8 protein-coding genes and 2 pseudogenes are annotated in these 13,602 nt (G+C 53.4%); 7 read left to right on the top strand and 3 right to left on the bottom strand.

Annotated elements, in window-relative coordinates:
* Positions 1-41 precede the first annotated feature (41 nt).
* Positions 42-797 (bottom strand): SDR family oxidoreductase, encoded by a 756-nt coding sequence (locus M1D30_RS01690; protein ID WP_248505614.1) that lies wholly within the window; start codon positions 795-797, stop codon positions 42-44.
* 38 nt (positions 798-835) lie between these two features.
* Positions 836-2,779: a sialate O-acetylesterase gene (locus M1D30_RS01685; RefSeq protein WP_248505612.1), complete on the bottom strand. Its 1,944-nt coding sequence runs from the start codon at positions 2,777-2,779 to the stop codon at positions 836-838.
* A 166-nt stretch (positions 2,780-2,945) separates the two neighbouring features.
* Between M1D30_RS01685 and M1D30_RS01680 the strand changes: the two genes are divergently transcribed.
* The 7 genes and pseudogenes from M1D30_RS01680 (at position 2,946) to M1D30_RS01655 (ending at position 11,882) form a co-directional block, all read left to right on the top strand.
* Positions 2,946-4,352, top strand: a complete 1,407-nt coding sequence (locus M1D30_RS01680; RefSeq protein ID WP_248505610.1) for an MFS transporter — start codon at positions 2,946-2,948, stop codon at positions 4,350-4,352.
* 5 nt (positions 4,353-4,357) lie between these two features.
* Entirely contained in the window at positions 4,358-5,467 is a 1,110-nt protein-coding gene (locus tag M1D30_RS01675) for an endo-1,4-beta-xylanase (protein WP_248505608.1), read from the top strand.
* Between the two features lie 9 nt (positions 5,468-5,476).
* Complete coding sequence (locus tag M1D30_RS01670; protein WP_248505606.1) at positions 5,477-6,514, top strand: glycoside hydrolase family 43 protein; 1,038 nt, start codon at positions 5,477-5,479, stop codon at positions 6,512-6,514.
* The gene (locus M1D30_RS01665) at positions 6,507-8,276 is read left to right on the top strand and encodes an alpha-glucuronidase (RefSeq protein ID WP_248505604.1); all 1,770 of its coding nucleotides are present in this window, start codon (positions 6,507-6,509) and stop codon (positions 8,274-8,276) included. The genes M1D30_RS01670 and M1D30_RS01665 overlap by 8 nt, the downstream gene beginning before the upstream one ends.
* Positions 8,277-8,307: 31 nt before the next feature.
* Positions 8,308-9,183: pseudogene (locus M1D30_RS13775) on the top strand (family 43 glycosylhydrolase); the annotation flags it as partial.
* A gap of 558 nt (positions 9,184-9,741) precedes the next feature.
* Positions 9,742-10,419, top strand: a pseudogene (locus M1D30_RS13770) (hypothetical protein); the annotation flags it as partial.
* Between the two features lie 2 nt (positions 10,420-10,421).
* Positions 10,422-11,882: a family 43 glycosylhydrolase gene (locus M1D30_RS01655; protein WP_248505600.1), complete on the top strand. Its 1,461-nt coding sequence runs from the start codon at positions 10,422-10,424 to the stop codon at positions 11,880-11,882.
* 84 nt (positions 11,883-11,966) lie between these two features.
* Here M1D30_RS01655 and M1D30_RS01650 read toward each other — a convergent pair whose 3' ends face one another.
* Entirely contained in the window at positions 11,967-13,601 is a 1,635-nt protein-coding gene (locus M1D30_RS01650; protein WP_248505598.1) for a S41 family peptidase, read from the bottom strand.
* Position 13,602 lies beyond the last annotated feature (1 nt).

Genomic DNA, 13,602 nt, shown 5'->3' with positions numbered 1-13,602 from the left:
GCATTCACCACGGTGAGGTGAGAAGGTACAGAATTTCAAAATCACTTTCTGACAATCACGCTGCCGCTGGCCTGATGAGTGGCCAGGATGAGGACCTCGGCAATCTGCACATGCTCAGGCGCATTGGCAGCATAGACAGCCACATCGGCGATGTCGTCGCCAGTGAGGGGCTTGATGCCTTTATAGACATTGGCAGCACGGTCGCTGTCGCCATGAAAACGGATGTTACTGAAGTTGGTCTCAACCAGGCCTGGCTTCAGGTTGGTGACACGAATGGCCGTGTCGGCCACATCGATACGCAGTCCATCGGTCAGGGCCTTGACGGCAGCCTTGGTGGCACAATAGACGTTGCCTCCAGCATAGGCGGCATCGCCAGCCACAGAGCCCATGTTGATGATGTGGCCACGATTGCGAGTGACCATGCCAGGCACCACAAGGCGCGTCATGGTGAGCAGTCCCTTGATGTTGGTGTCGATCATCGTCTCCCAATCGTCGTGGTCGCCCTTATACTCTGGCTCCAAGCCAAGTGCCAAGCCAGCATTATTCACCAGCACATCGACCTCCTGCCACTCGATGGGCAGTTCACGAAAGAATTTCTCTGCCTTCTCACGGTCGCGCACATCGAAAGCCAGGGTGAGCACCTGCGTACCCTTTTCAGAGAGTTCCTTGCGAAGCTCTGCCAGTCGATGTTCGTTTCTGCCAGTCAGAATCAGTTTATCACCATTCTCTGCAAATTTCCTTGCACATGCCTGACCGATGCCACTTGTGGCACCAGTAATCAATACGATTTTGTTCATAGTTTAGTTCTTTCCTATATAATAATTGAGTAAAAAAATTATTTCTGAATAACAGTCATCTGGAACGGACTCATGGGCAGGCCGTTCTTGCCATAGACATTGGCACGGATGGGGTTGTTCTTCCATGCATAGCGGATGGAGACGGGATGAGCAATGGGCGACTTGATAAGAATGCGGTCGCCCCTACCCTCGGCCTCGGCATTGACATAACGGCCATCGGCACCAGCCACCTCGAACTCGTAGAGCGCGCCATCATGGAGCAACGACTGCGAGAGGGCGCAGACCACCTGTCCTTCCACGAAGGAAGTCTCTTTGACCTCTGGCGACAACACAGTGCGAGGGTTCCACAGCAGACGCTCGAAAGCAAGCGCCACACGCTGGGCCACATCCTTCTTGCGCAAGGGATGGATATCCACCGTCTCGCCACGGTCGATGGTGACAGCCAACTCGGCATACTTATCTTCCTTGGCCACCAGTCGCTGAGCCTCGCGCACCATAGACCAGCCTGTGTTCTGCGGCTGGGCAGAAGGTTCCATATAGTTGGCCAATTGGATAATGACGAAAGGCATCTGTGGGCGCTGGAAGGCCTGGCGCCAATTGGCCATCATGAGGCGCAACAGCGAGGCATAGTCGCTGGTCTGAGGCGTGTCGGCGTTCGACTCGCCCTGATACCACAGCACGCCAGCCACGGCGAAGGGCGCTATAGGACTGATCATGCCATTGAAGAGTGTGGAGGGCTGGTATTGCAGATCGACACCACGGCCAATGCTATAGGGCATCTCGAGTCCTTTGTGCAGTTTCCACTGCTCAGCAAGGGGCTGAACATCGTCCTGGGCAAAGACCAGTCGATAGGGTTTTTCGTGAACGAAATAGGGCTTTCCACTCTTGTTGACGAAGCGAACGGTGATGACGTTATCGCCCTCGCGAAGCAACCCTGCCGGCACCTGATAGCGACGAGGCGGATACTGATAGCCAGTGCTGCCCACCTGTACACCATTGATAAAGGTAACATCACTGTCGTAGAGGGTGCCCAAAAGGAGTTGGGCGGCCTTGCCTGCATGCGCCTTACTGATGGTGATGTGCTGGCGCAGCCACAGACTGCCAATCCACTCGCGTTGAGTGGGCAGGAGGTCGTACTGGTTGACCATGGTCCACTGCGAATCGTCGAACGTCGGCTGGGTCCACAAGCCGCCATTCGAGCCTTCGACGGCCTGCATGCCAGGATCGCCCTCATCAAGTATCTGCTGCCAGCGCTGGTTGGCCAGCATGCCTGCACGCTGCTGGGCCTGCACAAAGGCATCGTTCTGATAGAGCAACGTCTGGCGATGGAGCACAGGGAAATGCTTGGCCAGGGAGTCGGCTGCTATCCACGCCTCGATGGGGGTGCCACCCCAGGCGCTCTCGATGATGCCCTGAGCCACACCTTTCTCGCGCTGCAACTGCTTGCCAAGGAAATAGCCAATGGACGAGAAGCGCCAGGCATTGGCTCGATTCAGTGGTTTCCACGACGTGGGACGCAGGTTGGAAGAGGGCTGATGGGTGTCTGTCTGATATTGCACATGAAACAGGCGCACCATGTTGTTACTGTCGTTCAACTCGTCAGGATACTGTGGCGACACGCGCTCGAGGGTGGTCTCCATGTTTGACTGACCTGAGCAGAGCCACACATCGCCCACCCAGACATCGGTCAAGGTGATCACCTCTGACTTCTCACCTCTCACCTCCAACACATACGGTCCACCAGCCTTCATGGCAGGCAGGTCGACACGCCAGCGACCGTTGGCATCGGCCACGGTGGTACATTTCTTTTTATGAAGACGAACGGTGATAGTTTGCTGAGGGTCGGCTTGTCCCCAAACAGGGATGTTGGTGCCACGCTGGAGCACCATGCCCGACTGGAATATCTGGGGCAGACGCACCTGGGCGCTGCACATAACGGCACTCAAGAGGAGTAGCCATAGCATAGTGACGGTCTTTTTCATAACTCTGCAAAAATACACATTTTTTTGCTTATAACGGGGCAAACATAGGACTTTTTAAGCCAAATGAAACATTTTTAATAGTAATATGAAACATAGGGAAAGACCATTTTGAAAAAAAACGAGTAACTTTGCAAGCAAATTAAACAAAAATAAATCAACAACAATTATGTCAACAGTTACTATTAATCAAGAGTCAAAAGGATTCTACAAACTTTCGTGGCTCCAGCGCATCGGTTTCGGATCGGGCGACCTGGCACAAAACCTCATTTTCCAGACGGTAGCATGCTACCTGATGATTTACCTGACCACCGTTTTGAAACTTAACCCAGCTTTCGTCAGCGGACTGATTCTCGCCGTCCGACTGATTGACTGTTTCTGGAGTCCTATAGTAGGTCGCTACATTGATAACCGCAATCCCAAACTTGGTAAGTATCGTGCTTACCTCCTCTATGGTGGTATCCCCTTGACCGTTGCTGCCTGTCTGCTGATGCTGCCTCAGGCCGCTGAATGGGGCACCACTGCAAAGATTATCTATGCCACGGTGAGCTACACCGTGCTGAGCATGATCTACTCAGTGGTAAATATCCCCTACGGCTCGATCATGGCCAGTATGACACGTGACAACGACGAGGTGCTGATTCTGACCTCTACACGAATGGTATGTGCCAACATCGGTCAGATTGTGGTGCAGGCTGGTTTCCCCATCGGACTCGCCATGTGTGTTCACACGGCTATCGACTGGAACCAGGCCACCTTCATGGCTATTGGTACGATTCCTGCCTTCGTGATTCTGCCCTTGCTGCCCACACTGAAGAGATGGTTGGGTAAGAAAGGACTATACTACACACTGCTGACCATCGGTCTGATTGGCTTTGTCATCTTGTTCACCATCGGTAAGTTCTTCGACGTGGAGGAACTGAACACATTGGTTCAGATTGCCAAGGTGATGACAGGTGTTGGTCTGCTGGTTGGCTCGCTGATGTGGGCACTGGTACCTGAGGTAATCACTGAGGCTGAGTATCGTACTGGCAACCGTCCTGCTGCCACGGTTAACGCCCTTGCTGGCGTGGCCTTCAAGGCTGGTTTCTCTATCGCCGGTTGGATCACGCCACTGGTGATGGGATGGATTGGCTTCAACTTTGCCAGCGAGGAGTCGGCCCTGCCCATTGAACCAAGTGCTTGGTTCATCGTTACTTGCGTATTTGCCCTCGTAGGCTTCATCCTCTTGATGCTCTGCTTCATGGGCAGCAAGGAGAATATCACCACAACGCCTAAGAAGCCTGTATCGTTTGGCGAGATGTGGGAGGAGTTCAAGGTCAACAAGTGTCTGCAGTTGGTGCTGAGCATCTTTGTGGTGGTGTTCCTGGCATCGTTTATCAGTGCCCCTGTGAACGCCTACTACACAAAGCTGGCTAACTATTCTGCTATTGCACAGAACGCCATCCTGGTGTTCACTTGTATCATCCCTGCCGCTCTGCTCGTTGTCGTAGGATGCCTGATCTACAAGTACCCCCTGACCGACGAGAGACTGGACGAGATCAACAAGGAGATTGAAGCACGTAGCAACAAATAATGAACATGAATAAGAAGATTAAGATAATGACGCTCTGTCTGGCCATGATGCCCCTGGCATCTATGGCTCAGCAGGGTTTGAAAGACGCGATTGGAAAATATTGTTTGATTGGTGCCGCTATTAACCAGTGGCAGAGTGATGGACAGGTGCCTGAGGCTGATGCCTTGACAGACAAGCACTTCAACTGTGCTGTGGCCGAGAACTGCATGAAGCCGGAGTCTCTGGCTCCTGCTGAGGGTATCTTCGACTTCCGTGTGGCCGACAAGTTTGTGAGCTACTGCGAACAGCATAAGCTGAAGGTGATTGGCCACTGCCTGGTGTGGCACTCGCAGGCTCCCGACTGGTGGTTTACGAACGGCTATACGGCCAGTCCTGCCTCGAAAGAGGTACTGAAGAGCCGACTGATTAAGCACATCAAGACGGTGGTGGGCCACTATAAGGGTCAGGTGTATGGCTGGGACGTGATTAACGAGGCCATCAACGACGACGGCTCGTTCCGCAACTCACCCTACTATCGCCTGCTGGGCGAGGAGTTCTTTGAGATTTGCTTCCGTGCCGCTCACGAGGCCGACCCTGACGCAGAACTCTATTACAACGACTATTCGATGTCGAACCCTGCCAAGCGCGATGCTGTGTGCCGACTGGTGAAGAGCTTGAAGGCCAAGGGTCTGCGCATCGACGGCGTAGGCATGCAGAGTCATAACGGACTGGACTACCCCAACCTGGATGACTATGAGAAGAGTATCGACGCCTTTGCCGCTTGTGGCGTGAAGGTGATGATCACTGAGCTCGACATCAACGTGCTGCCCAACCCACAGGGCTTTGGCGGTGCCGACATTGCCCAGAACTTTGAGTTGCAACAGAAATATAATCCTTATGTTGACGGACTGCCCGCTGCCAAGCAGAAGGAGGTGGATAAACGCTGGATGGATCTCTTTAAGATTTACTACAAGCACCGTCATCAGATCTCTCGCATTAACCTATGGGGCGTGAGCGACGGTGGTTCATGGCTGAACGGATGGCCCATCAAGGGACGTACCAACTATCCGTTGCTCATCGATCGTCAGTATAAGATTAAACCTATTGTTAACGAAATCGTCAAACTATATAAATAAAACAGTACTATGGCTAAATTACCTCGTTATTTGTTCCCTAGTGACTATATGGCCGACCCTGCGGCCCACGTCTTTAACGGCAAGTTATATATCTATCCCTCGCACGACCGTGAGTGCGATAACGTCTTTGATGACGACGGCGGACACTTCCAGATGCGCGACTATCACGTGCTGTCGTTCGAGGATATCGAGAACGGCGAAGTGACCGACCACGGCGTGATCCTGGACCAGGATCAGGTGGCTTGGGTTGAGAAGCAGATGTGGGACAGCGATGTGGTGGAGAAGAATGGTAAGTACTACCTGATCTTCTCGGCTAAAGACTATAACGGCGAGTTCCACCTGGGTGTGGCTATCGCCGACAAGCCCGAGGGTCCGTTCATCCCTCAGGAGCACCCCATCCGTGGTGCTTACAGCATCGACCCTTGTGCTTTCAAGGATGATGACGGCACTGTATATTGCTATTATGGTGGTCTGTGGGGCGGACAGCTGCAGTGGCATGTGCCCCTGAGCGTGAAGCCCATTCAGCAGCCTGACACAGCCGCTGCTCCTGCTGGCTACGTGGACCTGGGTCACGCTTCGGACAAGAAGACGGAGCTTTGGGCGCCTGCCGATGCTCCTGCCCTGTCGAGCTATGTGGCTCGCATGACCGACGATGTGCTGCAGTTTACTGAGGCTCCTCGTCCTGTGGTGATTCTGGACAAGGCTGGAAAGCCCCTGCGTGCCGACGATCCTCACCGTTTCTTCGAGGCTTCGTGGATGCATAAGTATAATGGTAAGTATTACTTCTCATACTCTACGGGCGACAGCCACTATCTGTGCTACGCCATCGGTGATAATCCTTACGGACCTTTCACCTATCAGGGTGTTATCCTGGAGCCCGTGGTGGGATGGACCACACACCACTGCATTGTGGAGTTCAAGGGTCAGTGGTATCTGTTGTATCACGACTGTGTGCCTTCAAACGACATCACGCACCTGCGCTCGCTGAAGGTGCAGCGTCTGTTCTACAATGAGGATGGAACCATCAAGACCGTTGTCAATGAATAAACTAAAAACCTTCATAGTGCTATTCGTCCTCTGCCTGGCAACCAATGTCTTGGCAGAGGACGGTAGTCGTTTATGGCTACGCAACAAGCTGCCTCAGGACGTCACGCTGAAGATTGACCCCACCATGCCTGATGATGACGGCTATCGTATCAAAGGAAAGACGGTGACGGCACGTACGGAGATGGGACTGATGTATGGTCGCTATGCGTTCTTGCGTGGAGAGCAGGGCGAGTCGCATCCTTACTACAAGCTTCGCATCCTGAACCACTGGGACAACCTGGATGGAAGTATTGAGCGTGGCTATGCCGGCAAGAGCATCTTTTGGAACGACCGTTTGGAGATTGACCACGCCCTGATTGAGAAATATGCGGAGGCTAATGCCTCGGTGGGCATCAACGGTACGGTGCTGAACAACGTGAATGCATCGCCCAAGATGCTGACACGTACGTATATTAATAAGGTAAAGGAGGTTGCCGACATCCTGCGCCCCTGGGGCATCAAGGTGTATATCTCGGTTAACTTCGGTTCGCCCAAGGCTCTGGGTGAGGTGAAGACGGCCGACCCGCTGAACCCTCAGGTGCGTCGCTGGTGGCAGAAGAAAGCGAAGGAGATTTACACCGCTATCCCTGACTTTGGCGGCTTTCTGGTGAAGGCGAACAGTGAGGGACAGCCTGGTCCGTTTGACTATGGTCGTACGCATGCCGACGGCGCTAACATGCTGGCCGATGCACTGAAGCCTTTTGGCGGCATCGTGATGTGGCGCTCGTTTGTCTATGGTGCCAAGCATCAGGGCGAGGACCGTGTGAAGCAGGCTGTATCGGAGTTTGCCGAGCTCGACGGACAGTTTCGCGACAACGTGATCCTGCAGTCGAAGAACGGTCCGCTGGACTTCCAACCTCGCGAGCCTTATGCGCCTATCTTCGACCAGATGAGGAAGACGCCGCAGATGGCTGAGTTTCAGATTACACAGGAATACCTGGGCCAGAGTAAGCACTTGGTTTACCTGGCGCCCATGTGGGGGGAGTTCTTCCAATATGTCAAGCCTTCACGACTGGTAGGTATTGCTGGCGTGGCCAACATCGGACTCGACACGAACTGGTGTGGACACCATTTCTCTCAGGCCAACTGGTATGCCTTCGGTCGTCTGGCATGGAACCCCACGCTGACATCGAACGAGATTGCAGTGGAATGGCTGAAGCAGACTTTTGATACGGACGACAAAGCGCTGCTGGGCATGATGCTGCGAAGCCGAGAGGCCTGCGTGGACTATATGATGCCACTGGGACTGCATCACATCTTTAAGTTTGACCATCACATGGGTCCTCAGCCGGGCGGCTATATCGCACGCTACCCCATTGAGTGGTGCCCTGTGTACTACCATCGCGCCAACAGCGACAGCATTGGTGTGGACCGCAGCAGTACTGGCACAAATGCCACGGCTCAGTATCGTGAGCCTTACTGCTCGCTCTACGACAACATAGAAACTTGTCCGGAACGCTTCCTCCTGTGGTTCCACCGTGTGCCCTGGACACGCAGAATGAACAGTGGCCGCACGTTATGGGAAGAACTGCAGTGGTGCTATAACCGTGGCGTTAGAGAGGTGGACGAATTTGCCACTATATGGCAGTCGGCCAAGCCGCTGATTGACGAACAACGCTGGCGCGAGGTGAGCAAGAGTCTGGAGTTCCAGCAGCAGGATGCCCGCCTATGGCGCGATGTCTGTCTGGAGTACTTCGGACAGTTTGCCAATAAAACCAAATAAAGACTAACTTTTTATCAACAACAATTTTAATATGAGAAAAACCATAGCCTGTGTTCTGATGACTTTGCCCGTACTGGCAAGTGCCCAGAACCCCGTCATTCGAGACCAGTTCTCGGCTGACCCCACTGCGCGTGTGTTTAACAACAAGGTGTACCTGTACCCTTCACACGACATTAAACCTCCTGTCGGACAGCGTCAGGACTGGTTCTGCATGGAAGACTATCACGTCTTCTCGTCGGAGAACCTGACCGACTGGACCGATCACGGCGTGATTGTTACCCAGAACAAGGTGCCCTGGGTAAGGAAAGACTCTTATTCTATGTGGGCGCCCGACTGCGTGGAGCGCAACGGAAAGTATTATTTCTACTTCCCTTCTGCACCCGCTGAGGGCAGAGGCGGCTTCGCCGTTGGCGTGGCCGTGGCCGACCGTCCTGAGGGCCCGTTCGTTCCTGAGAAGGAGCCTATCAAGGGCATCAATGGCATTGACCCCTGTGTGCTTCAGGCTTCAGACGGTAATGCTTACATCTTCTGGGGCAACGGACGCTGCGCTAAGCTGAAGCCCAACATGAAGGAACTGGCCGACGACAACCCCAAGTCGAAGGTGAAGTTTGGCAACCGCGAGATGGAGATGATTGGTGTGAACTGTCTTGAAGGCCTGCCCAACCGTCAGGCTGAGGGTCCGTTCGCCTTCGAGGCCAACGGCTGGTACTACCTTACCTATCCTTATGTAAGAGAGAACACTGAGGTGCTGGGATATGCCATGAGTAAGAACCCCATGGGTCCTTATGAGTATAAGGGCCTCATCATGGCCGAGCATGCCAACGGCTGCTGGACCAACCATCACAGCATTGTTAACTATAAGGGTCAGTGGTACTTGTTCTATCACTGCAACTTCTTCTCGCCCAACGACGACAAGCGTCGCTCTGTGCAGATTGAGAAGTTGTTCTTCAATGCCGACGGTACTATCCAGGAGGTGAAACCCACCATGCGTGGCGTTGGTATCAACAAGGCTACTGAGAAGATTGAGATTGACCGTTACAGCACGGCATCTGCTGGTGTGACCACTGCTCATGTGGACACCACCCGTGCCTTCAGCGGCGACTATGCTACCATCCCCTCAAAGGGTTGGATAAAGTATGCCGACGTGGACTTCAGCTGCCTGACCGACGGCTATATGATTATCAGCGCTAAGGCTAGTGGCGACACTGAGTTCTGCATCCGCGAAGGTAATGCCAAGGGTAAGGTGATTGCCCGCGTAAAGATGGCTGTGACGCCTCCTGAGCAGCCTGCAGGTGGCCAGGGTGGCGGCATGATGGGACGTTTCCGTCGTGACAACCGCAACCAGTGGCTCACTCAGACCGTGCTGCTGGATTACAAGCCCAGCGGTGTTGTTGATCTGGTGGTTACCAACGAGGGTGCTGGCGAACTGGGTGTTGACTGGGTGCTCTTCAAGAACCGTCCTAAGTACTTCACTAAGGCTACGGCCACTCCCGCCAAACCCGATAACGAAGGTTTCATCCGTCGCTGGATGCTGTTGGAGCCCATTGACAAGCCCAATAGTGGCAATACGGTGTTCACAGACTCTTATCTGCGCGACCACTTCAACCGCGAGTACTTCAAGAACCAGATGACCATCCTGCCTAAGGACGGACAGAAAGTGACGGCTGTATTCAAGCAGGAGCAGGCTCCCGCAGGCTTCGGCCGCGGCATGCAACAGGCTCCCGCCAAGCCCGAGGTTAAGACGGTTAAGCAGACACTGACCTGGCATGCTCTGGACAGCGAAATGTTCAACGTGAAGCTGTTCCGCTTTGCCGAGAAATACGGTGAGAAGGTATATGGCGTGCTGTTCTGGGGCGTCACCATCATCGACTGCCCTGAGGAGATCAAGGACGTGCGTCTGGCCGTAGGTTCTAACTCAGCCTCTATGTGGTGGCTCAACGGTGAGGAAACTCTGCTGCTCAGTGGCGACCGCCGCATGGTGAAGGACGACTGCATGTCGCGCCGCCTCACCCTGAAGAAGGGCCGCAACATTCTGCGTGGCGCCATCATCAATGGCCCTGGCATGAGCGACTTCTGCGTACGTTTCCTCGATGAGAAAGGTACCCCTGTAACTAACTTCACCATTATCAACAACAGCAAATAACTATGCAACGCTTACATACAATCCTTGCGGCACTGGCCATCGCCACAGCCGCTAACGCACAAATTGGACAACCATACATCCACGATCCTTCGACCATCGCCGAGTGCGAAGGCAAGTATTATACCTTTGGCACCGGTGGCGGCGGCCTCATCTCTGAAGATGGCTGGAGCTGGCACAGTGGCGCTGAACGTCCTGGCGGCGGTGCAGCACCTGATATTATCAAGGTGGGCGACCGTTACCTCTGCATCTATGGTGCCACCGGTGGTGGCCTGGGTGGCGGTCACAGCGGTCGTATCCTGACTATGTGGAACAAGACCCTGGATCCTAAGAGTCCCGACTTTAAGTGGAGCACGGCCGTGGAGGTTTGCTCGAGCGACGGTATGGAAGATCAGGACGCCATCGACCCAGGCGTGCTGCTCGACCCCACCACTGGTCGTATGTGGGTGAGCTATGGTACTTACTTCGGCACCATCCGCCTCATCGAGCTCGACCCCAAGACGGGCTATCGCGTGAAGGGAAACAAGGAGAAGGATATCGCCATCGACTGTGAGGCTACTGACCTTATCTACAAGGATGGCTGGTATTATCTGCTGGGCACTCACGGCACTTGCTGCGACGGTGTGAACTCTACCTACAACATCGTGGTGGGTCGTTCTCGCTCTGTGGAGGGTCCTTATGTAGATAACGTAGGTCGCGATATGTTCCATGGTGGTGGCCGTATGGTAATTGCCGCTGGCAACCGTAAGACGGGTGCAGGACACTTTGGACGCACCATCCTTGACGAGGGTGTTGAGATCATGTCGTTCCACTGGGAGGCTGACTTCGACCAGGGTGGTCGTTCTACCTTGGCCATCCATCCTCTGCTTTGGAAGAACGGCTGGCCTTATGCTGGCGACCAGGTTAAGTCGGGCACATATGCTATCCTGAGCGAGCGCCGCGGCTACTCACTGGAGCTGGGTGTTGACTTCGTTCGCATGAACGTGCAGCGTGCAGGTGGCTTTGGCGGTTTCGGTGGCGGTCAGCAGGCTAACGCTGCTCCTCCCAAACCCGTTGAAGAACAGACACTGCAGCAGGTGCAGGGCTCATGGCCCGCTGGCGACATTGCCGTTCGCTGCAGCGACTATATGTTCCGTCCTTGGCAGAAGTGGGAGCTGAAAGCCACGGATAAAGGTACCATTGCCGGACCGCTCTTCACCATCCGTATCGCAGGCACCAACCGTGCTCTGACAGCTACTGCCGACCTCGAGCTGACCACCAAGGAGTATGCTGAACTTGACGAGCAGCTCTGGCGTGTTGAGCAGTTGACCGATGGTACGTATCGCATCATGCCTTACGTTATCCCTGGTCAGGAGGGCAAGAACACGAAGTACTGCATCTACTCTGCAGGCGACTCTACTCCTACCTTGGCTGAGTATGACTTCAAGAGCGACAACTCGAAGTGGAACCTCCGCGCCAACTATTAAAATAGGAAGGTTGATATAAAAAGAAAGCGCCCTGCCATCACAATTGGCAGGGCGCTTTTATGGTGGGCTAACAAAGCAGCGGCATTAGTTGCCCGTCTGGATATACTGCAGGGCACGGTCAATCTGACTATCAGTTCCTGCAGGAGTCACGACGTAGTTGACTTCGATATCGGGCGTGACGCCTATTCCCTCGAGGATGGTCTTACCATCCGGCTGAATGGTGGCCACCGTAGGTGTATAACAGTAAACGGCAGTCTTACCCATGATACCGATATGACCAGAATAATTATAGCTGGCAGATTCGTTACCGACGAGTCCACACAGTCCGCCAAAAGTACGCTTACCTATAACACGGGCATTAGGCATAGCCTTGGCTCCCATAGCCGTCATCTCGGCCATACTGACAGACATGCAATTGGTGAGCACGACAATGGGTTCGGTGATTCCTTGCTGCTGGATGTTTTGAACGCTAGGTTCGTTGGGCAGCAACTCAACGATGTCTATACCTGGACGCGTGTCGGGCATCAGAGGAGAATAGTCATAGCGTCCTGGACCACGCTTGTAGCGATGATAGCCAACCTGCAGGTCGGTTCCCGGTTGGAACAGAGAGCCCAGCACAAGTCCGAAGTCGTAAAACATTCCACCGCCATTTGAACGAAGGTCAATAATAACACCCTTCAGTTTGCCGTTGGCCTTCAGTTCCTGAACTTTTTTAAGCCATGACAGCCAGGCGTTATATATAGCCACTGACTGCTTATAATCGTCAGAGCCAGGCGTTAACTGATTAATAATGGAATATTGGGGATTAGCATATAACGTCAGGAAGAAATTGGTAAATGCGAAATAGGGCGTATCACCATTGAGCAAGGCATACTGCACACCGAGTCCGTACTCATCGAATGCCGAACTGATAAGTATCAGACCAGGAACTTTCAGCGACTGATATTTGTTAACAATATAATTATAGAGGGAGATCAACTCTGCCCTGTTTTTTACAATTGCTTTGTATTGCACCCACTCGGCGAACAGATTCTGGAGTTGCGTGAGCCTCATCCGCTGAGTACTTGTCGGCGATTGCTTGGCCTTCAACTCATTGATCTGCGCCACGACATATCCCAGGCCGTAGTTGGGGTTGACAATAATGTCTTTATTCACATCGTACGTGTTGCCAAACATGATAGCGAGGTGATGCTGCGACGTACAGCCTGATTGATAATCGGTGGCTGTGCCATCAGAAACATAGGCAGCAAGTGATGGAACAAAATCTTGCGATGCCTCATAGTCATCACGGCTGGCATTACGTATCTTACCAGGATAGCAGTTCAAGGCTCTTCCCGTGTGCGGGTTCTTGAATTGAACCACAAAATGGCCATCGTGCAGCGGCTTCGCCAAACTGTCTATCAACGCCTGATACTCGCTATCACTAACAGGGTTGGTGTCCTTGTCGCGCTGGTCCAGTTGCTCGAAAAGAGGCAGGAACCGATCGTAGACCTCATCCCAGTCGAGGCCATACTGATCCTCCTCATAGTCCCAGATGGCATAGTTTTGGTTCATGCCATTCCAGAACACCTCAAACTGTTCTACAAAACTTTCGTTTGCTTTTCCAAATACCAACACATCGTTTTGGTTATAGCTCACCAGCATGTCGCTTTCTTCGCGGCACGCACTCATGGTAAGCATCAGGAGCATGGCTCCCAGAGTCATTATCTTTGTTTTCATA

Origin of the sequence: Prevotella sp. E15-22 (genome assembly GCF_023204875.1) — a bacterium.
Lineage (GTDB): Bacteria > Bacteroidota > Bacteroidia > Bacteroidales > Bacteroidaceae > Prevotella.
Note: the sequence above shows the minus strand (reverse complement) of the source record. Positions and strands in the feature narration are given on the sequence as shown.

Coding starts and splice junctions, on each gene's coding strand:
- M1D30_RS01690 (WP_248505614.1), bottom strand. CDS start 797: ATGAACAAAATCGTATTGATTACTGGTGCCACAAGTGGCATCGGTCAG.
- M1D30_RS01685 (WP_248505612.1), bottom strand. CDS start 2,779: ATGAAAAAGACCGTCACTATGCTATGGCTACTCCTCTTGAGTGCCGTT.
- M1D30_RS01680 (WP_248505610.1), top strand. CDS start 2,946: ATGTCAACAGTTACTATTAATCAAGAGTCAAAAGGATTCTACAAACTT.
- M1D30_RS01675 (WP_248505608.1), top strand. CDS start 4,358: ATGAATAAGAAGATTAAGATAATGACGCTCTGTCTGGCCATGATGCCC.
- M1D30_RS01670 (WP_248505606.1), top strand. CDS start 5,477: ATGGCTAAATTACCTCGTTATTTGTTCCCTAGTGACTATATGGCCGAC.
- M1D30_RS01665 (WP_248505604.1), top strand. CDS start 6,507: ATGAATAAACTAAAAACCTTCATAGTGCTATTCGTCCTCTGCCTGGCA.
- M1D30_RS01655 (WP_248505600.1), top strand. CDS start 10,422: ATGCAACGCTTACATACAATCCTTGCGGCACTGGCCATCGCCACAGCC.
- M1D30_RS01650 (WP_248505598.1), bottom strand. CDS start 13,601: ATGAAAACAAAGATAATGACTCTGGGAGCCATGCTCCTGATGCTTACC.